Raw genomic sequence first — 19,236 nt, 5'->3', positions numbered from 1 at the left:
AGAAAAGACGATCTCGGGAGGAAAATTTGAAGCTCGTCACTTACCAATCCACGCGTGGGCCCATTGTCGGCGTCGTGGCAGACGGCAAGGTCTATTCCGTATCGGACCTCGTTCCGGGCTCTCCCGAGACGATGATCGGCGTGATCGACGGCGGCACGGCGCTTTTGTCCAATATCCGCGCGGCGCTGGCGGTTACCACCACGCCCGGCGTGGAGCTTTCGCAGGCGGAGTTGCTCGAGCCGGTGCCCGGCCATGGCAAGTTCATCTGCATGGGGCTCAACTATCTGGAGCACATTCGCGAGGGTGGACGCGACCGTGCGGTGCCGGAGTTTCCGACGCTGTTCCTGCGCACGCGCACCAGCCTTCTGCCGCCGGGTGGCGCCATCGTCGCGCCGCAGGCCTCGGAGCGGCTCGACTTTGAAGCGGAGCTCGTCGTGGTGATCGGCAAGCGCGTCCGGAACGTGGATGAGGCGACGGCGCTCGAAGCCGTTTTCGGGTACACGGCCTTTAACGACGGGTCGCTGCGCGATTTCCAGAAGCATACGACGCAATGGACGGCCGGCAAGAATTTCGATGCGACCGGCCCCTACGGCCCCGCCATCGTCACGGCCGACGAACTGCCGTCCGGCGGCGCCGGCCTTTGGATACGGTCGCGCCTCAACGGTGCGGTCATGCAGGACGGCAATACCGACGACATGATCTTCTCCGTTGCGCGGATCATCGCCTATGCCTCGCAGGCGATGACGCTGGAGCCCGGAGACCTGATCGCAACCGGTACGCCCTCCGGCGTCGGACAGGCGCGCACACCGCCGGTCTTCATGAAGCCGGGCGATGTCGTGGAGATCGAGATCGAGGGTATCCCGGCCCTTCGCAACACCGTGGTGGCCGCGGCCTGATAGGCGTCAGGCCGCCGGGTCGCGGCCGAAATAGCGTTCGATGACGGCGAATGTCGTCATGTAGTGTTGCGTCAGCCGGGCGACGGCCAGTTCCGTATCTCCGGCCATGGCCGCGTCGGCGATGGCCCGATGCTCGTCCAGCGAGTCGCGTCGCTTGAAATTGGTGGAGGCGATGTGCCGGTATCGGTCGGCGCGCTCCCGAAGTTCCCGGCAATAGGCCAGCATGATCTGCGAACCGCAGGCGGAAAGGAGGGCGTCGTGGAATGCGTTGTGCCTTGGGCCCCATTCGGGGTTGGCGGTCTTTTCGTCGGCGCTCCAGTGCCGGGTGCGCGACAGCCAGTGCAAGGCCACGACCACGCGCTCTTCCCATGCCTCGTCGCGATTTCGGATCGCCTCGCCCAGGGCGCAGCCTTCCATCAAACAGCGCGCCCGCACAACATCGCGCCAGTCTTCCAGCGAGATCGGCGCCACGGTGAAGCCGCGCTGGTCCTCCTGGGTGACGAGGCCCTCGGAGGTCAGGCGGTTCAATGCCTCGCGGACGGGGTTGATCGTTGCGCCATAGGCCTTGCACAGGCCGTCGATCCGCAATTTGCGCCCCGGCTCCAGCGCGCCGCTCAGTATGTCGCGCCGGATGGCGGCGAAGGCCGTGCTTGCAGCGGTGGATCTGGCGGGCGCAGCGTGTTCCGGGAGGGTCGTTTCGAGCATGAGGATTAGGGAAGCCGTCCGTCATCGATAGAGACGGCATTATAATGCATTATTTTTCTAGGGAGGATAAAAAATGCAAAAACATGGCAGGATCATCATGTCGCTGGCTGCGGCTTTGCTGGCAGCAGTCACAGGGGCGAGGGCGGAGGACATCATAATCGCCGTCCCGAACCCGAGCTACGTGCCGCTGCTGCCGATCGCCGTCGCGATGGGCGAGGGCTATTTCGAGGATGAGGGGCTCTATGTGCGCGTGGAGGCGCTGAACGGGTCCGGCGCGGTGCTACAATCCCTGGCATCGGGGCAGGCGCAGATCGGCAATCCGGGCGCCGGCCCGTTCCTGTCGGCACGGGCGCGCGATCTGGACGTGAAATTTCTCTATCGCCTCAACCCCAACAGTTCCTATGGCCTCGTCGTGCCGGAGGCGTCCGAGGCCGATACGCCCGAGAAGCTCAGGGGCAAAGTCATCGGCATCGGCACGGCGGACGGTGCGGAGGCCGCCTTCACACGCTCGATCTTCAACGATTCCGGCATGACGGAGGGCACCGACTATTCCTTCCTCGTGGTGGGTGATGGCGGGCTGGCCATCGCGGCCTTCTCGCGCGGGGACATCGACGCCTATGCGGCGGCGACCGGCGATGCGGCCATCCTCAACAGCCGCGGCATCCTCGTGCGCAACATCACCCCCGACCGGTTCCGCAAGTTCTTCGGCAACGGGCTTGCGGCGATGACTTCCTATGTCGATGAAAACCCCGAAGTGGTGGAGCGCTTCGGTCGGGCCATCGTGAAGGGCGCGCGCTTTGCCGAAAAGCCGGAAAACATCGATACGGTGGTGGACCACATCGCCACCATCAATCCGCAGGAGGCCGAGGACCGCGACTTCGTCAAGGCGCTGGTGGAGCAGATCATCGTCCGCCAGACGCCGTTCGAACCGGAGAAGGGGTTCGGCTACCAGGACCATGAAGCCTGGGTTGCATGGCAGGACAGTCTGGTCCAGTCGGGCGACCTCGAAGAGCCCATTGCCGACCTGAATGCCGTCTACACGAACGATTTCGTGGAGCGCTGGAACGCCGTCGATTGAGAAAAGTCGTCCGCCCGGGTCTTTTTCGCCCGGGCGGAACTGGATATGTCCTGAAGGATTCCTATCCCTTTAGTGCACCGCACAGGGCAGGGGACCGACGACATGGATGCCAAATCGTCTAAAGATAAGCCGCGCAGCCCGAAACGGGCGGAAATGCCGCCGGCTCCGGATGGGTTGCGCATGCTTGCACGCAACCGCGTGGCGATCGAAGGCGTGACGCCGCTGGTCGATGGCGGCCGCTTTGCCATCAAGCGGCTCGAGGGCGAACCGCTGAAAATCGAGGCCGACGTTTTCTGCGACGGGCACGAGAAGATCGGCGCCGCCATCCTGACGCGGCCGGCCGGCGAGGCGGGCTGGACGGAGACACCCCTGGTCTTCGTCGAAAACGATCGTTGGGCCGGTGAGGTCGTTTTGGATCGGCCGGGCCCCTGGCGCTATACCATCATCGGCTGGCGCGATGCCTTCGGCACCTGGGCCAGCGACACCAGGAAGAAGCGCGATGCCGGCCAGGTCATCGCGCTGGAACTGAAGGAAGGGCGCGCGCTTCTGGATCGCGCCGTGGCGGGCAAGCGGGGCACCAAGGCCGATTGGGCCGAGCTTGCGTCACTGATTTCCAGTTTCGACGCCTTGCCGGAAGCCGACGGCGACGCCCGCTACGAATTGCTGGAACAGGAAGGCACCGTCGCGCTGCTGGGCCGCACGGGCCCGCGTGACGAGTTGTCCACCTTCGAGGTCGAGGTGCCCGTCTGGGTCGACCGGGAGCGGGCCGGCTTCTCGGCCTGGTACGAGTTGATGCCGCGCTCGCAGAGCGGCGACGTGAACCGGCATGGCACCTTCGACGATGTCGTGAAGCGGCTTCCGGACATCCGGGAAATGGGCTTCGACGTGCTCTATTTCCCGCCCATTCACCCGATCGGCCTCACCAACCGCAAGGGACGCAACAACAGCCTGAATGCCGGCCCCGGCGAGCCGGGCTCGCCCTATGCCATCGGCTCTCACGAGGGCGGACATCGCGATATCCACCCCGAGCTCGGCAGCTTCGAAGACTTTGCGCGCCTGGTCGACGAGGCCAAGGCGCATGGGCTGGAAATCGCGCTGGACTTCGCCATCCAGTGCTCGCCCGACCATCCCTGGATCAAGCAGCATCCGGACTGGTTCGATTGGCGGCCCGACGGCACGATCAAATACGCCGAGAACCCGCCCAAGAAATACCAGGACATCGTCAATGTGGATTTCTACCGCGAGGGCGCCATCCCGTCGCTGTGGTACGAGTTGCGCAACACGGTGCTGTTCTGGCTGGACAAGGGCGTGCGCATCTTCCGCGTGGACAATCCGCACACCAAGCCCTTCCCCTTCTGGGAGTGGATGATCGCCGAGGTGCGCGCCGCGGACCCGGGCGTGATCTTCCTGGCGGAAGCGTTCACCCGGCCCAAGCTGATGAAGCGGCTGGCAAAGGTCGGCTATAACCAGTCCTACTCGTACTTCACGTGGCGGAACGAGAAGTGGGAGCTGGAGGAGTACCTGACCGAGCTGACGCAGGAGGAATGTGCCGAGTACATGCGGCCGAACTTCTTCGTCAACACGCCGGACATCAACCCGCTTTATCTGCAGACAAGCGGGCGCCCCGGCTTTCGCATCCGGCTGGCCCTGGCTGCCTCCCTTGCCGGCAATTATGGTATCTATTCAGGCTTCGAGCTGTGCGAATACGAGCCGGTGCCGGGCAAGGAAGAATATCTGAACTCGGAAAAATACGAGATCCGCGCCTTCGACTGGAATGCGCCGGGCAATATCCGCGAGGATGTCGCCTTCTTCAACCGACTGCGGGCGGAGGAGCCGGCGATGAAGGCGTTCCGCAACCTCGCCTTCTACAATTTCTATAACGAGAACATTCTCTATTACGGCAAGCGCACGGAGGACAAATCGTCCTTCCTGCTGTTCATCGTCAGCCTGGACCCGCACAACCCGCAGGGCGGCCATTTCGAGGTGCCGCTGTGGGAGTTCGGCCTGCCGGACAACGGGTCGCTGAAAGTAGAGGATCTGACGGACGGACGGCAGTTCGTCTGGCAGGGCAAGGTGCAGCATTGGTGGATCGCCCCATCTCAGCGCCCTTATGCCGTATTGCGTATTTCAGCCTGATACCGAGGAACCGCCCCACCCTGTGGGGCTTTTCCTGTGACGACGATTTGGGGAGCCAAGATGAACGAGCATGTGTCCGCATTGCCGGCCGTTGACAACGCCGCGCCGAACCCGGAAGCCAACGACTGGTACAAGGACGCGATCATCTATCAGCTCCACGTGAAGACCTACGTGGACTCCAATGGCGACGGCATCGGCGATTTCGAGGGGCTCATCTCGCGGCTCGACTACATCAAGGAGTTGGGCGTTACCTGCATCTGGCTGCTCCCCTTCTACCCGTCGCCGCTGCGCGACGATGGCTACGACATCGCCGACTACCGCGCCGTCAATCCGAGCTACGGCACGATGGAGGATTTCGAGCGGCTGGTGGACGAGGCGCATAAGCGCGGCCTGCGCGTCATCACCGAGCTCGTCATCAACCACACGTCCGACCAGCATCCCTGGTTCCAGGCCGCGCGCAGCGCGCCGGCCGGCAGCCCGGAACGCGATTTCTACGTCTGGGCCGATGACGACAAGGGCTATGACCTGACACGCATCATCTTTCTGGATACGGAAACCTCGAACTGGACCTGGGACCCGGTGGCCGGCCAGTACTTCTGGCACCGCTTCTATTCGCACCAGCCGGACCTCAACTTCGACAACCCCAAGGTGCTGGAGGAAGTGCTATCCGTCATGCGCTTCTGGCTGGACAAGGGCGTCGACGGGCTGCGCCTCGACGCCATCCCGTATCTGGTGGAGCGCGAGGGCACCAACAACGAGAACCTGCCCGAAACACACGACGTTTTGAAGAAGATTCGCGCAGAGCTGGACAGGGTCTATCCGGACCGCATGCTGCTGGCCGAGGCCAACCAGTGGCCGGAAGACACGCGCCCGTATTTCGGCGACGGCGACGAGTGCCACATGGCATTCCACTTCCCGCTGATGCCGCGCATGTACATGGCGCTGGCCCAGGAGGACCGGCACCCGATCACCGATATCCTGCGGCAGACGCCGGATATCCCGGCCAATTGCCAATGGGCTATCTTCCTGCGCAACCATGACGAGCTGACGCTGGAAATGGTCACGGAAGAGGAACGCGATTACCTCTGGGCCACCTACGCCTCGGACAAGCGCGCCCGCATCAACCTCGGCATCCGCCGACGGCTGGCGCCCCTGATGGGGAACGACCGCCGCAAGGTGGAGCTGTTGAACGCGCTTCTGATGTCGATGCCCGGCACGCCGACCGTTTATTACGGCGACGAGATCGGCATGGGCGACAACTACTATCTCGGCGACCGCGATGGCGTACGCACGCCCATGCAATGGTCGCCGGATCGTAATGGCGGCTTCAGCCGGACCGATCCGCAGCGTCTGTACCTGCCACTGATCCAGGACCCGGTCTACGGTTATCAGGCCGTCAACGTGGAGGCGCAGTCGGCCAACCCGGCCAGCATGCTGTCGTGGATGCGCCGCCTGATCCAGGTGCGCGCCACGCGGGAGGCCTTCGGACGCGGCGAGATCGTGTTCCTGTATCCGTCCAACCGCAAGATCCTCGCCTATGTGCGCCAGATCGGGGACGATCGCATCCTGTGCGTCGCCAACCTGTCCAGCCAGGCGCAGGCGGTGGAACTGGACCTGTCGGCCTATGCCGGCTCGATCCCGGTGGAGATGCTGGGGCTCTCGGCCTTCCCGCCGATCGGCGAGGGGCCTTACGTCCTGTCGCTGCCCAGCTACGGCTTCTTCTGGTTCGCGCTCGGTGCGCCCGATCAGGTGCGGGCCGGAGGCGATATCCTGCCGGCACCGGAATTCACGACGCTGGTCATCACCGGCGACCTCAAGGACACGATCCCCGGCCGCAACCGGCGCGAACTGGAAAGCGTGCTGCCCGGCTTCATCGGGCGGCAACGCTGGTACTCCGGCAAAGCGGATGCGCCTAAGAGCGTGCGCTACGAGATCATGGGCGCGCCGGAGCCGACCAACCGCAAGCACATTCTGGCGGAAGCCATCGTGACCTCCAGAAGTGGCGAAACGCAGACCTATTTCCTGCCGCTGGCCGCACGCTGGGGCGAAGCCAACCCCGGCCGCGACGCCAACAATCTGCCGTACACGCTGGCGCTTATCCGGCAGGGTCCGCAGATGGGGTCGGTCATCGACGCCGGTCGCGATCCGCAATTCTGCATCGACCTGACGCACATCCTGTCGGCCGGCAAGCCGCTGAAGCTCGGCGACTGGACAATCGAGGTCGAGGCGTCGTCGGCACGGCCGGAGGCGCTGGAGAAAGCCAATTCCATCGAGGCCGATGCCGTCGTGCCGGTTTCGGGAGAGCAGTCCAACACCTCCATCGCCATTGGCACGGCCGCGATCCTGAAGATCTACCGCCTGCTGCGCGACGGGGTCCAGCCGGAGCTCGAGGTCACGCGCTTCCTGACGGAGAAGACCGGCTTCACCGCCGCCCCGGCGCTGCTGGCCAGTGCGGAGGTGGTGCGCCCGGACGGCACCCGCGCCGCCATCGCGGCGCTTTTCGAGCGGATCGAGAACCAGGGCGATGCGTGGAGCCGCATCACCGAAAGCCTGTCGCGCCACCTGCGCGATACGGCCTACGGCGTCGAGGAGGTGAGCGAAGCGGACGAGGAGGGCGCAAGCGAGGCCATGTTTGCCCTGCAGTTCGACCCGGGCGAGGCCATCGGCCGCCGCACGGGCGAGATGCATGCTGCTCTGCAGACGCGCACCGGCGACGCCGCCTTCGACCCGGAGGATATGACGCCGGAGTGGCTGGACGCCGCGGCCCGCAAGGCCGCCGACGAGGCCGATGCCGTGCTGGACAAGCTGGCGGAGTGGCGGGCCCGGGGCGCCGACGGACTGGAAAGCGAGGTCGACCAGCTCCTGGCGGGGCAGGCCGCGGTTCGCCAGTGGTTCGAAGCCATTGCCGGTCGGCAGGCTGCGGGCGTGCTGACGCGCATCCATGGCGATTTCCACCTGGGCCAGATCCTGGTTGCGCGCAACGACGTCGTCATCCTCGATTTCGAGGGAGAGCCGGGCAGGCCGCTGGAGGAGCGGCGGGCCAAATCCTCGCCGCTGCGGGATGTGGCCGGCATGCTGCGCTCTTACGACTATGCCGCCTTTGCCGCGCGCGATCGCACCGGCCCGACGGACGACGCCACCAGCGAGCGCATCCGCGAGACGGCCGAGAACTGGCGGGACCAAGTCAGTGCCGACTTCCTGGCCGCATGGTCGGAGGCCAGCGGCATCGATCTGGACGATGAAGGCAACCGTTCGCTGCTGGACCTGTTCCTGGCCCAGAAGGCATTTTACGAACTGAATTACGAATTGTCGTCGCGGCCGGCTTGGCTGTCCATCCCGCTGCGCGGCATCGTTACCCTTCTCAAAGAGAGGCAGGTCATCTGAATGGCAAAGGCACAATCGAAGGCAGCCGCGGCTCCATCACCGGAGCATCGGCTGGACGAGGGCGCCGTGACCGCCTTGGAGAACGGCTCGCATGGCGACCTCTTCTCGATCCTGGGTGCGCATGGGGGCGGCGCTATGCGGGTCATGCGCTGCTTCCGCCCCGGCGCGGAGGCGGCCAGCGTTGTCGATACCAGCGGTTCCATCGTTGCGGAACTGGAGCCGCAGGGGGCGGCCGGCCTCTTCACCGGGACGGTGCCCGGCACGCTGGAAGGCTACCGCTTCCGCTTTCGCCATGGTTCGGTCGAATGGGAAGAAGAGGACCCGTATCGCTTCGGCCTCATCCTGAGCGACCTCGACGCCTATCTTCTGGCAGAGGGGCGCCACTACCGGCTGTACGAAAAGCTCGGTGCCCACCCGACGCATATGGACGGTGTCGCCGGAACGCGTTTCGCCGTCTGGGCGCCCAACGCGCGCAGGGTTTCGGTAGTCGGCAACTTCAATGCCTGGGACGGGCGCCGGCATGTCATGCGCCACCGGTACGAGACCGGTATCTTCGAGATGTTCATTCCGGGCGTTGCGCCGGGTGAAGTCTACAAGTTCGAGATCGTCGGCCCGCATGGCGAGGTGCTGCCGCTGAAGGCCGATCCGGTGGGCTTCCTGCAGGAATCCGCGCCCTCGACGGCCTCCGTCGTCGCCGGGCTTGTCGAGCATGAATGGGCCGACGGACAATTCAGGGCCAAGGATCACGGCTGGCAGGGCCGCGACAAGCCCGTCACCATCTACGAGGTGCATCTCGGCTCATGGCGCCGTGGAGAGGATAACAGCTTCCTCGACTATGACGCGCTGGCGCGCGAACTGGTGCCCTACGTGCAGGAAATGGGCTTCACCCATGTCGAATTCCTGCCGGTGTCGGAGCATCCCTTCTACGGTTCGTGGGGCTACCAGCCCATTGGTCTTTATGCGCCGACCGCGCGCTTCGGCGACCCGGCCGGCTTTGCCCGGCTGGTGGATGCCTTGCACGCGGCGGATATCGGCGTGCTTCTGGATTGGGTGCCGGGCCATTTCCCGACCGATGTTCACGGGCTTGGCCGGTTCGACGGTACGCCGCTCTACGAGCATGCCGATCCGCGCCGGGGCTTCCACAAGGACTGGAACACGCTGATCTACGATTACGGGCGCACGGAGGTGAAGAACTTCCTTGTCGCAAACGGGCTCTATTGGCTCGACCGTTTCCATGTGGACGGCCTGCGCGTCGATGCCGTCGCCTCGATGCTGTATCTCGACTATTCGCGTAATCATGGCGAGTGGGAGCCGAACATCCACGGCGGCCGCGAAAACCTGGAGGCCATGGCCTTCCTGAAGGAAACCAACGAGCGCGTGGGCGAGTATTTCCCCGCGACGGCCACCCATGCGGAAGAGTCCACCGCCTTTCCCAACGTGTCACGTCCGACCTATGAAGGCGGGCTCGGCTTCCATTTCAAATGGAACATGGGCTGGATGCACGACACGCTCGATTACATGGAAAAGGACCCGATCCATCGGCGCTACCATCAGCACCAGATGACGTTCGGCCTGGTCTATGCCTATTCGGAAAACTTCATCCTGCCGCTCAGCCACGACGAGGTCGTCTACGGCAAGGGCTCCCTGTTGGGCAAAATGCCGGGCGACCAGTGGCAGAAATTTGCGAACCTTCGCGCCTATTTCGGCTTCATGTGGACGCATCCCGGCAAGAAGCTTCTGTTCATGGGCGGCGAGTTCGGGCAGTCGGCCGAATGGAACCACGACCAGTCGTTGGACTGGCATCTGCTGCAGTATCCCGAACATGCGGGCGTCCAGCGCCTGATCCGGGATCTCAACACGCTGTATCGCGGCGTGCCGGCACTCTACGAGATGGACTGCGACCCGGCAGGCTTCGAATGGGTGGACACGTCCAACGAAGCCGACAGCATCATCACCTTCCTGCGCAAGGACAAGCATGGCGGGCCGGTGCTGGTGGTGTGCAACTTCACGCCGAACCCGCATCATGGCTATCGCGTCGGCGTACCCAGGGGTGGTTTCTGGCGCGAGGCGCTGAACACGGATGCCGACATCTATGGCGGCTCTAATGTCGGCAATATGGGAGGCAGGAGGGCCGAGGACTTCGGCGTCAACGGCCGGCCATTCTCGCTCGAACTGTCGATCCCGCCGCTGGCGACGATGGTCTTCGTACCGGAGGACTAGGTAGCCGTTTAACGTTCTGTGGTGCGGCGGGTGGTGGCGCCATCGAAGGCGCCGCCGGTGAACACTCCACCTGCCGTTACCGCCGAATGCCGGCCGAGCAACGGGAAAACCAGCTCGGCGAAACGCCAGGCCTCTTCCAGATGCGGGTAGCCGGACAGGACGAAGCTGTCGATACCGATGTCCGCATACTCCTGGAGGCGTTTTGCCACCGTTGGTGGATCGCCGACCAGCGCGGTGCCTGCGCCGCCGCGCACCAGGCCGACGCCGGCCCACAGGTTCGGCGCGACGTAGAGATTGTCGCGGCGTCCGCCGTGCAGCGCGCTCATCCGTCGCTGGCCGACGGAATCCATCCGCGCCAGCGAGGCCTGTGCCGCGGCAATCGTCTCATCGTCGAGATAGCGGATCAGTTCCTCGGCCTCCGCTTCCGCCTCAAGCGTCGTTTCACGCACGATGACGTGCAGGCGCAGGCCGAACCGCATGGTCCTGCCCAGGCCGGCGGCACGCGCACGCACATCCTCGATCTTTGCCGCGACGGCGTCGAGCGGCTCGCCCCACGTCAGATAGACGTCGACGTGCCGGGCGGCCAACTCATGCGCGGCCGGTGAAGAGCCGCCGAAGTAGAGCGGCGGATGCGGGCGCTGTACCGGCACGAAATTATTCCGCGCCTGTTCGACCCGCAGATAATCGCCTGAAAAGTCGACCGTTTCGCCGGCCAGAAGGCGTTTCCAGATCGTCAGATATTCCTCGGACTGGGCGTAGCGCGCATCATGGTCCAGAAAGACACCATCGGCGGCAAGTTCCGCTGCGTCGCCGCCCGGCACGACGTTGAGCAGCAAGCGACCCTCGCTGACGAGGTCCAGCGCCGCTGCCTGTCTGGCGGACACGGCCGGCAGGCCGAGGCTTGTGCGCAGGGCGACAAGCAGCTTGATGCGCCGTGTGGCGGCGGCCACCGCCGTAGCGGTGACGAACGGATCCAGGCAACTGGACCCTGTCGGAATAAGCAGCCCGTCATAGCCGAGCGTGTCCGCGGCAACCGCGATCTGCCGGATGTAATCGAAGGTCGCCGGCCTGCCGCTCGAGGCACGTCCCAGATGGCGGGTATCGCCCGATGTCGGAAGAAACCAGAAAATGTCCTTGGTCATGACGATCGATCCACAGTCGGTTTTCCGGTCAACGCGCACGCGCCCACGGAATGAAGAAATGCTCGATGAGCCGGAAGGTGAGTTCGAACAGGAAGGCGAGCGCGGAGATGACCAGGATGCCGACCATCACCATTTCCGTGACGAGGAACTGGGCTGCGGACTGGATCATGTAGCCGAGGCCGGTCGTCGCGGCGACGAGCTCGGCTGCGACGAGGGTTGTCCATCCCGCGCCCAGTGCAATGCGGATGCCGGTGACGATGGAGGGCAGGGCGCCCGGAATCAGCACATGAAGCAGCACCTGTGATCGCGTTGCCCCGAAGGAGCGTACGGCGTTGATCTGCGATGGCGAGACGCCTCGGACGCCGAGCGCGGTGGCGATGGCAATCGGAGCGAACATGGCGATCGCGATGATCAGCGTCTTGCTGGGCTCTCCGATGCCGAACCAGATGATGATCAGCGGCAGGTAGGCCAGAGGGGGCAGCGGCCGGATGAATTCGATGATGGGATCGAGGATGGCCCGTCCGACCGGGCTGAGCGCCATGAACAGGCCGACGGGCACAGCCACCAGGATACTGGCCACGAGTGCCGACAGGACGCGCGACAAGCTGGCCAGCGCATGCTGCCACAAGGTTGCGTTGGCGTAGCCGTTGACGGCAACGGACCATGCAGCCCGCCATACCCGCACCGGCGACGGCAGGAATACGGCCGACACGAGCCCGGCGGCCGAGGCAGTCCACCAGGCAAGCAGGAGAATGACGAGCGTCGCCAGGCCGCCGCCCAGCGGCACGAGGACATGGCGCGGAAGGCGCCGCCGGCTCTTCCCTTCGGTATTCGGGGCGCGGCTCATGCGGGCTCCATCTCGTCCGCATGAATGGCCGCAGCGAGATCTTCCCGAAGGGCGATGAAATCGGGCCGCGAACGCAGCTCCCGGCCCGGCTCTCCGGCCAGGAAGCGGGCAGAAAAAGGGGATTCGACATCGCGCACGATGCGACCCGGCCCCGGTGCAAGGACAAGGATGCGGGTGCCCAGAAATACCGCCTCGTCGATGCTGTGGGTAATCAGAAGCGTGCCGGCGCCACTGGCGCCCCACGTGCGCAGGAGCAGATCCTGCATACGCTCTCGCGTCATGGCGTCGAGCGCGCCGAGCGGCTCGTCCATCAGCAGGAAGGGCGGTGCGCCGGCCAGCGCACGGGCGATGCCGACGCGTTGCCGCTGGCCGCCCGACAGTTCCCACACGTACCGCTTTCCAAAGCCTGCCAGGCCGACCTGCTCCAGCAGCGTCTCGGTGCGGCTATCGCGGTCGGCCCGCGACGCATGCCGAAGGCGCAGCGGCAGGGCGACGTTGCCGGCAACCGTCAGCCACGGCAGCAACGCATCGTCCTGGAAAACCACCGCTCGCTCCGCGCCGGGGCTTTTGACGGGAATGCCGTCGAAAAGCACCTGTCCGTTCGTCGGCATGATGAAGCCGGCGGCAAGGTTGAGCAGCGAGGTCTTGCCCGCCCCGGATCGCCCCAGGACGGTGACGAACTCGCCCTGCCGGATGGTCAGGTCGATTCCATCAAGAACATAGGTGGACACCGCGGAGCCGGCCTTTCGGGCCGGCTCGTAGGCAAGGCTTACGCCTTGAAACTGAAGAAGGCTCATGACGCTCAGTCTTTGGCCGCTTCCGCAAACGATGCGTCCACATAGGGCGTGTAGTCCGGCAGTGCTGCCGAGATGGTACCCTGAGTGGCCAGGAACTGCGCCGTATCGGCCAGCGCCTTTGCCGTGCCGCCACCAAGGTATGCCGCGCTTGTCTGCGCGTTCAGATCGGCAAATGTGTAGCCCTTCAGAAGCAGCGGAACATCTTCGGCCTTGGCGCCCGTCAGGCGGGCGATGGCCTCCACCTCGGACGAGCCGGTGGACCACTTGTCCGGGTCTGCCAGATAGTCGGCCGTGGCATTGCCCAGGACCTTGACGAACGCCGTGACGATTTCCGGATGTTTCGCGGCGTAATCCTTGCTGACGATCCACGCATCGAAGGTCGGGCTGCCCCATTCGGCGACATTCGACGAGTTTGCAAGGACCGTGCCACCCGAAGTCTTGATTGTCTGCAGGACCGGGTCCCAGATGTAGGCGCCGTCGATATCCCCGCGCTCCCAGGCGGCGGCGATTTCCTGCGGGCGCAGGTTGAGAAGCTGCACGGACGCCGACGGAATGCCCCAGTGGGACAGCGCGCTCAACAGCGAATAATGCGCCGTCGAGGCGAATGGCGTTGCGATTTTCTTGCCTTCGAGCTCCTTGGCATCGGTGACGCCCTTGACCGCCAGCGCCTCGGCCTCGCCGATATTGCCGACGATGTAGATGGCGGAGATCGGCAGTTCCTGGCTGGCGGCAGCGGTCAGGGGGCTGGAGCCGACATAACCGATATCGATGGAGCCGGATGCGATGGCGGCCACGACGTCGGCTCCGCTGGCGAACTGGCTCCAACTGACCTCGGCGCCCGTCTCCTTGTCGAATGTGCCATCCGCCTGAGGGACGCGTGCCGGCTCGACGATCTGTTGCCAGCCGACGCGCAGCTCTTCAGCCTGTGCCGATACGCTTGCCAATACGACGCCGGCCAATGCGGCCGTACGGAATAGAAACTTCATCGCAAACCCCCGTGATAGATCTGATTAAAATCTATCCGGGTGATGGATTTTATATAGGCATAAATATCCATCTTTGGCACATGCGATAGAAACCGCGTGCGCGCAGCGATGCCGGGGCAATCGACGATTTTCGCTCAGGCAAGGTTGGACAATACCTCGCGGCGGCCAAGGCGGCCGCCACGGCGCTGAATGGCGCCGATGGCCAGTTGCTGGGAAATGGGCTTGGACAGGACGGGCAGAACGCGCGCTTCCCAGATGCCGCGTTCCTCGGCCGAAAGATGGCCCTGGCCCTTTTCGGCGACGATGGAGGCAACGCGCGCATCGTCGGAGCGGGGCTTCAACAGGCCCGCGTCGAGGGCTTCGACGATGAGGTTCCGCAATTCCGGATCCACCGCGCGATTGTGTATGGCTGACATTGCGACTGCTTTCCCCACCTGATGCGAGCGGAACTTAAGCGCGCAAAATGAGATGTCCATGACACAATCAAGGATTTCTCATGATGCTTCGTCAGACCCGGACAAGCTTTGCTCCACAAGCGAAATCCAGTAGGACGCGCCGTAGGCGATGGCCTCGTCGGCAAAGTCGTAGGCCGAGCTGTGCAGTCCGGCGCTCGGCCCGTTGCCGATGAAGATGAACGCGCCGGGGCGCTCTTCCAGCATGTAGGAAAAGTCTTCGGCCGCCATCAGCGGCGGGCAGAATCGGTCGACGGCATCCTGCCCGGCAACGAATGCCGCGGCCTTCGCGGCCGCTGCCACCTCGGCCGTGTGATTGCGCGTCACGGGGTAGTTGCGGCGATAGGTCAGCGCCACCGACACGCCATGGATGGCCGCAATGCCCTGCGCGATCGCGCCCATGCGCGCCTCGACTTGGTCGCGCGTTTGCGCCGACAGGCTGCGCACCGTGCCCGATACCTGTGCCGTGTCGGGAATGACATTGTGGGCAAAGCCGGAATGGAACTCTGTCACCGAAACGACGAGGCTGTCCAGCGGATCGGCATTGCGCGAGACGATCTGCTGGAGGGCACCCACCAGCGCCGTGCCGGCCAGGATGGGGTCCGCCGTCTTCTGCGGGATCGCGGCATGGCCGCCCCGGCCCTCGATGGCGAAGGCGAATTCGTCGGTGGCGGCCATGATCGGCCCGTCGCGCATGGCGAAGCGCCCCACGGCAAGCCCCGGCAAATTGTGCATTCCGTAGACGCGGCGGATGGGAAACCGCGTGAACAGGCCATCCTCGATCATCGCTTTCGCGCCGGCGCCGCCTTCTTCGGCCGGCTGGAAGATCAGCGCGACGCTGCCCGCAAAATTGCGTGTCCGGGCCAGCGCCCGGGCCGCACCGAGCAGCATGGCCATGTGCCCGTCATGGCCGCAGGCATGCATCGACCCGGGCCGCGTGGACGCGTAGGCAGCGCCGCTCGCCTCGATGATGGGCAGCGCGTCCATATCGGCGCGCAGGCCGATCATCGGGCCGCCGGCGCCCGAGCGCCCATGCACGATGCCGACGACGCCTGTACGCCCGATGCCCGTTTCCACGATATCGCAGCCGAATTCGGCGAGTTTTTCGGCAATGAAGGCAGCCGTATCGACCGTGTCGTACAAGAGTTCCGGAATCGTATGGAGGTGCCGGCGCCAGGCGGTGATTTCCGCGCTCTCGTCGGCGATGCGGTTGTGAATCGGCATGGAGTTCGCGGTCCGATTTCGTTATTGCCAGTGCTAAGGCTACAATCTTCGCCTCACCCATGCCACGTGACGGGCGCAAGGGTTAAGCCTGGCTCAAGGTTCGCGCATGGCGGGCCGGTGACGCAAGCAGGATGAAAGGGTCGATCGAATGGCTTGGGCAGGCGGACGACGAGTTTGCGCGGCGGTGGCGCTGCTTATGGCGCTGTCCGTGCTTCCGGCCAATGCAGGACCGTCCATCGCCGTCGACGTGGGAACCGGCAAGGTGTTGTCGCAGGACAATGCCAGCCAGCGCTGGTATCCGGCCTCGACCACCAAGCTCATGACCGCCTATCTGGTGCTGCGCGAAGTGCAGGCCGGCCGTGCCTCGCTGGATACGCCCGTCGTCGTCACGCGGCTTGCCGCCGCGCAGGCGCCCAGCAAGATGGGGTATCCCGCAGGGTCCGTCATCCGGCTGGACAAGGCGCTGCGGATGCTGCTCGTCAAATCGGCCAACGACATCGCCGTTGCGATCGCCGAGTCCATCGGTGGCTCTCACGAAGGGTTCGTCGCCCGCATGAACGCCGAGGCGGCGCGCCTGGGCATGCGGGATACCCACTTCATCAACCCCAACGGCCTGCCAGGGCCCGGCCAGTATTCCAGTGCCAAGGACCTCGCCATCCTGGCGGTGGCCATCCGCCACGAATTTCCGGCCTTTACCGATTACTTCTCTACCGAGGCCATCCGCGCCGGCGATGCGACCATGGTCAACGGCAACGGGCTGCTGGGCCGCCTGCGCGGTGCGGACGGAATGAAGACGGGCTATATCTGCGCATCGGGCTTCAACCTCGTTTCCAGCGCCACGCGCGATGGACGCACGATCGTCGCCGTTGTGCTTGGGGCGCAGGGACCGATTTCCCGCGAGCGGGAGTCCGCCCGCCTTCTGGAAGACGGGTTCAAAGTCGATCCGGCAAAGGCCGAATTTACCGTGACGCAACTGCCTTCATCGAGCGGGCCGCCCTTCGATGTTTCCGAAACGGTCTGCTCTGCCGACGCGCGCACCGCGCGCGCCAACGAGCGCAAGCTGGAGGACGAGCGGGAACAGCCCTTCGGCTCGCCCTTCCTGACGGCGCTGGACCGCGACCCGGTCGTCTACCCGGTCGAGCTGGGCGGTGCGGCCGGTGGCCATGGCGCGGCGCCGGGCGTGTCCGTCATCGCCGGCTACGGCATCCCGGTGCCGACATGGCGGCCGGAGCCGCCCCAACTCGTCGAAACGGGCGATGCGGCGGCCGATGCCGGGCGCGCCGCGCGTGTCCTGTCGCCACAGCCTGAAAGCCGGGAAGCATCGCAATGAATTTTCCTCTGCGCGTAACGGTGCTGACGGGGTTTCTCGGCGCCGGCAAGACGACGCTCCTGAACGCCGTGCTGAAGCACCCCGACATGGCGCGCAGCGCCGTGATCGTGAACGAGTTCGGCGAAGCGGGGCTGGATCATCTGCTGGTGGAAAGCGCCGGCGAGGAGATCGTCGAGCTTTCCAATGGCTGCATCTGCTGCTCCGTACGCGGCGAGCTGGTGGACCGCCTGGCCGATATCGTGGACCGCTTGCAGACCGGGCGCCTGCCGCCGATCGAGCGGGTGCTGATCGAAACCACCGGAATGGCAGACCCGACGCCTGTCCTGACCTCCCTGATCGGGCATCCGGTGCTGGCGCAGGCCTATGCATTGGACGGGGTCGTGACGCTGGTCGACGCTCATGCCGGGCTTCCCGGCATCGAGGGCCGGGTCGAGGCCGAACGGCAGGTTGCCGTGGCGGACCGGATCGTGCTGACCAAGACCGATCTGTCGAAGCCGGGCGCCGACCTTCTGTCGTGGATCGCGCGGCTGAACCCGCGCGCACGGCTTCTGGATGCCGCCAGGGGCGAGGCCGTGCCGGCCACGCTGATGGAGGCCGGCGTGATCAACTCCCGCACGCGGGAGGCGCAACTGGCCGCCTGGCTGGGCGATGGCGGATGCGATTGCGGCGATCCGGAGCACCACGATCATCATCATCACCATCACCACGACCATCATCACCATCACGATCATCACCACCACGATCATGCGGGGCACCGGCACGGTACGGTGAATACCGTATCCATACTGTCGGATACGCCATTGCCCATCGGGCAGATGGAAGAGTTCATCAACCTCGTCCTGTCGATGCACGGCGACAAGCTGCTGCGCATGAAGGCCATGCTGCTGACGCGCGAAAACCCGACCCGTCCGCTGGTGGTCCATGCGGTGCGCCGGTTCCTGCATCCGCCGGTCTTCCTGCGCGAATGGCCGGCATCCATCCGCCCGCACAGCCGCTTCGTCCTGATCGGCGAGCGGCTGGACGAGGGCAAGCTGCGCGACCTGTTCGCCGCGTTCGCCGGTGGCCTGCGCAGCGACGCGCCCGACAGGGCCGCTCTGGTGGACAACCCTCTGGCTATCCCCGGCAGATAACGAAGCGCCAACCCCCATTGGGCAGCGGCGTGGTCGACACAAGCGCATGCCCCGCCTCGTTGCAGAGATGCGCCATATCCAGCGGGGCCAGCGGGTCGTCCGCCACGATGCTCAGGCGCCGTCCCGCGGGCAGGGCCGCCAGCGCCTTTTCCGTCCGCAGGGCCGGTAGCGGACATTTGAGGCCCATGAGGTCCAGTTCCTGCACGCGGCGGTTTCCTTGGCAGTGAATTTGCCCGATACGCGCACTATCTTGGGGCGGAAGGCTGATGCAAGCCGCAAGATAGTGAAAGGCTCGAACGGGAATGAGTGAGACGATCCTCGATCCGCAGGTCATCGTGGATTTCTGGCGCGAGGCCGGGCCGGAAAAATGGTTCGAGAAGGACGAAGCCTTCGACGAGACGATCAGGCAGCGCTTCGGCGACCTTTACGAACGCGCGGCGCTCGGCGACCTCGATTCCTGGGCGGAAGAGCCGAACGGCGCGCTGGCGCTGATCCTGTTGCTGGACCAGTTCCCGCGCAACATGTTTCGCGGCAGCCCGCGCATGTACGCGACCGACGCGAAGGCGGCACAGATCGCCCGGGCATCGCTGGATGCCGGCGATGCCGAACATCTGCCCGACGACGTGAACCAGTTTCTGGTCCTCCCGCTGATGCATTCGGAATCGCGTGCCGATCACGATGCCTGCGTTGCCTGGATGGACCGCATCGGCACGGAAGAGAACCGCAAGTTCGCGCGGCATCACCGCGAGATCATCGAACAGTTCGGGCGCTTTCCGCATCGCAATTCCTTGCTGGGGCGCGAAACGACTGCGGAAGAACGCAAATTCATTGCGGAAGGTGGCTTCACCGGGTGACCGGGCGGCCTTGCGTGCGAAGCTTTCGCCGTGTCGAAGTCGGGCACACAAGACA

At 64.9% G+C, this 19,236-nt stretch carries 16 protein-coding genes; 8 read left to right on the top strand and 8 right to left on the bottom strand.

The genetic code is table 11. The features are described 5' to 3' along the window. Nucleotides 1-26: 26 nt before the first annotated feature. The gene (locus tag AUL31_RS08655) at nt 27-896 is read left to right on the top strand and encodes a fumarylacetoacetate hydrolase family protein (protein ID WP_060604503.1); all 870 of its coding nucleotides are present in this window, start codon (nt 27-29) and stop codon (nt 894-896) included. 6 nt (nt 897-902) lie between these two features. Here the strand turns inward: AUL31_RS08655 and AUL31_RS08650 are convergent, their stop codons facing one another. Next, the gene (locus AUL31_RS08650; protein WP_060604500.1) at nt 903-1,601 is read right to left on the bottom strand and encodes a GntR family transcriptional regulator; all 699 of its coding nucleotides are present in this window, start codon (nt 1,599-1,601) and stop codon (nt 903-905) included. A gap of 73 nt (nt 1,602-1,674) precedes the next feature. Between AUL31_RS08650 and AUL31_RS08645 the strand changes: the two genes are divergently transcribed. From AUL31_RS08645 to glgB, 4 genes are all read left to right on the top strand, one after another. Beyond that, complete coding sequence (locus AUL31_RS08645) at nt 1,675-2,679, top strand: ABC transporter substrate-binding protein (protein WP_060604497.1); 1,005 nt, start codon at nt 1,675-1,677, stop codon at nt 2,677-2,679. 180 nt (nt 2,680-2,859) lie between these two features. Next, a complete protein-coding gene (locus tag AUL31_RS08640; RefSeq protein ID WP_060604495.1) occupies nt 2,860-4,815 on the top strand; it encodes an alpha-1,4-glucan--maltose-1-phosphate maltosyltransferase in 1,956 nt (651 codons plus the stop codon). 60 nt (nt 4,816-4,875) lie between these two features. After that, complete coding sequence (gene treS, locus AUL31_RS08635; protein ID WP_060604493.1) at nt 4,876-8,199, top strand: maltose alpha-D-glucosyltransferase; 3,324 nt, start codon at nt 4,876-4,878, stop codon at nt 8,197-8,199. After that, on the top strand, nt 8,200-10,419 hold the full coding sequence (gene glgB, locus AUL31_RS08630; protein WP_060604489.1) for a 1,4-alpha-glucan branching protein GlgB: 2,220 nt from the start codon (nt 8,200-8,202) through the stop codon (nt 10,417-10,419). 8 nt (nt 10,420-10,427) lie between these two features. Here glgB and ssuD read toward each other — a convergent pair whose 3' ends face one another. The 6 genes from ssuD to AUL31_RS08600 form a co-directional block, all read right to left on the bottom strand. Next, complete coding sequence (ssuD, locus tag AUL31_RS08625) at nt 10,428-11,561, bottom strand: FMNH2-dependent alkanesulfonate monooxygenase (protein ID WP_060604486.1); 1,134 nt, start codon at nt 11,559-11,561, stop codon at nt 10,428-10,430. A 28-nt stretch (nt 11,562-11,589) separates the two neighbouring features. Next, on the bottom strand, nt 11,590-12,408 hold the full coding sequence (locus tag AUL31_RS08620) for an ABC transporter permease subunit (protein ID WP_060604484.1): 819 nt from the start codon (nt 12,406-12,408) through the stop codon (nt 11,590-11,592). Then, entirely contained in the window at nt 12,405-13,205 is an 801-nt protein-coding gene (locus AUL31_RS08615) for a taurine ABC transporter ATP-binding protein (RefSeq protein ID WP_060604479.1), read from the bottom strand. The genes AUL31_RS08620 and AUL31_RS08615 overlap by 4 nt, the downstream gene beginning before the upstream one ends. 5 nt (nt 13,206-13,210) lie before the next feature. Beyond that, complete coding sequence (gene tauA / locus AUL31_RS08610; protein ID WP_060604476.1) at nt 13,211-14,191, bottom strand: taurine ABC transporter substrate-binding protein; 981 nt, start codon at nt 14,189-14,191, stop codon at nt 13,211-13,213. A 134-nt stretch (nt 14,192-14,325) separates the two neighbouring features. After that, nucleotides 14,326-14,607, bottom strand: a complete 282-nt coding sequence (locus AUL31_RS08605) for a hypothetical protein (protein ID WP_060604472.1) — start codon at nt 14,605-14,607, stop codon at nt 14,326-14,328. Between the two features lie 78 nt (nt 14,608-14,685). Further along, nucleotides 14,686-15,867 (bottom strand): M20 aminoacylase family protein, encoded by a 1,182-nt coding sequence (locus tag AUL31_RS08600; protein ID WP_060604468.1) that lies wholly within the window; start codon nt 15,865-15,867, stop codon nt 14,686-14,688. A gap of 184 nt (nt 15,868-16,051) precedes the next feature. Between AUL31_RS08600 and AUL31_RS08595 the strand changes: the two genes are divergently transcribed. After that, nucleotides 16,052-17,197, top strand: coding sequence for a D-alanyl-D-alanine carboxypeptidase family protein (locus AUL31_RS08595; RefSeq protein WP_244489353.1), 1,146 nt, complete (start codon nt 16,052-16,054; stop codon nt 17,195-17,197). Continuing rightward, nucleotides 17,194-18,327 carry a CobW family GTP-binding protein gene (locus AUL31_RS08590; protein ID WP_060604466.1) on the top strand — a complete coding sequence of 378 codons (1,134 nt, stop codon included), beginning with the start codon at nt 17,194-17,196 and terminating at the stop codon, nt 18,325-18,327. Before AUL31_RS08595 ends, AUL31_RS08590 begins: the two co-directional genes overlap by 4 nt. Here the strand turns inward: AUL31_RS08590 and AUL31_RS08585 are convergent. Further along, nucleotides 18,311-18,532 carry a sulfurtransferase TusA family protein gene (locus tag AUL31_RS08585; RefSeq protein WP_409359953.1) on the bottom strand — a complete coding sequence of 74 codons (222 nt, stop codon included), beginning with the start codon at nt 18,530-18,532 and terminating at the stop codon, nt 18,311-18,313. The genes AUL31_RS08590 and AUL31_RS08585 overlap by 17 nt on opposite strands. A 97-nt stretch (nt 18,533-18,629) precedes the next feature. On the opposite strand from AUL31_RS08585, the gene AUL31_RS08580 reads away from it, so the two are divergent. Continuing rightward, nucleotides 18,630-19,181 (top strand): DUF924 family protein, encoded by a 552-nt coding sequence (locus AUL31_RS08580; protein WP_060604462.1) that lies wholly within the window; start codon nt 18,630-18,632, stop codon nt 19,179-19,181. The last annotated feature ends 55 nt before the right edge of the window (nt 19,182-19,236 follow it).

It is taken from the genome of Aureimonas altamirensis, from assembly GCF_001463885.1.
Classification (GTDB): Bacteria; Pseudomonadota; Alphaproteobacteria; order Rhizobiales; family Rhizobiaceae; genus Aureimonas; species Aureimonas altamirensis.
The sequence above is the reverse complement of the archived record's forward strand: the minus strand, read 5'-3'. Positions and strand labels throughout refer to the sequence as shown.

Excerpts from the sequence above, each read along its gene's own strand:
- AUL31_RS08615 (WP_060604479.1), bottom strand. The coding sequence starts at position 13,205 with ATGAGCCTTCTTCAGTTTCAAGGCGTAAGCCTTGCCTACGAGCCGGCC.
- AUL31_RS08580 (WP_060604462.1), top strand. The coding sequence starts at position 18,630 with ATGAGTGAGACGATCCTCGATCCGCAGGTCATCGTGGATTTCTGGCGC.
- glgB (WP_060604489.1), top strand. The coding sequence starts at position 8,200 with ATGGCAAAGGCACAATCGAAGGCAGCCGCGGCTCCATCACCGGAGCAT.
- AUL31_RS08590 (WP_060604466.1), top strand. The coding sequence starts at position 17,194 with ATGAATTTTCCTCTGCGCGTAACGGTGCTGACGGGGTTTCTCGGCGCC.
- AUL31_RS08620 (WP_060604484.1), bottom strand. The coding sequence starts at position 12,408 with ATGAGCCGCGCCCCGAATACCGAAGGGAAGAGCCGGCGGCGCCTTCCG.
- tauA (WP_060604476.1), bottom strand. The coding sequence starts at position 14,191 with ATGAAGTTTCTATTCCGTACGGCCGCATTGGCCGGCGTCGTATTGGCA.
- AUL31_RS08645 (WP_060604497.1), top strand. The coding sequence starts at position 1,675 with ATGCAAAAACATGGCAGGATCATCATGTCGCTGGCTGCGGCTTTGCTG.
- treS (WP_060604493.1), top strand. The coding sequence starts at position 4,876 with ATGAACGAGCATGTGTCCGCATTGCCGGCCGTTGACAACGCCGCGCCG.
- AUL31_RS08640 (WP_060604495.1), top strand. The coding sequence starts at position 2,860 with ATGCTTGCACGCAACCGCGTGGCGATCGAAGGCGTGACGCCGCTGGTC.
- AUL31_RS08650 (WP_060604500.1), bottom strand. The coding sequence starts at position 1,601 with ATGCTCGAAACGACCCTCCCGGAACACGCTGCGCCCGCCAGATCCACC.
- AUL31_RS08605 (WP_060604472.1), bottom strand. The coding sequence starts at position 14,607 with ATGTCAGCCATACACAATCGCGCGGTGGATCCGGAATTGCGGAACCTC.
- ssuD (WP_060604486.1), bottom strand. The coding sequence starts at position 11,561 with ATGACCAAGGACATTTTCTGGTTTCTTCCGACATCGGGCGATACCCGC.
- AUL31_RS08600 (WP_060604468.1), bottom strand. The coding sequence starts at position 15,867 with ATGCCGATTCACAACCGCATCGCCGACGAGAGCGCGGAAATCACCGCC.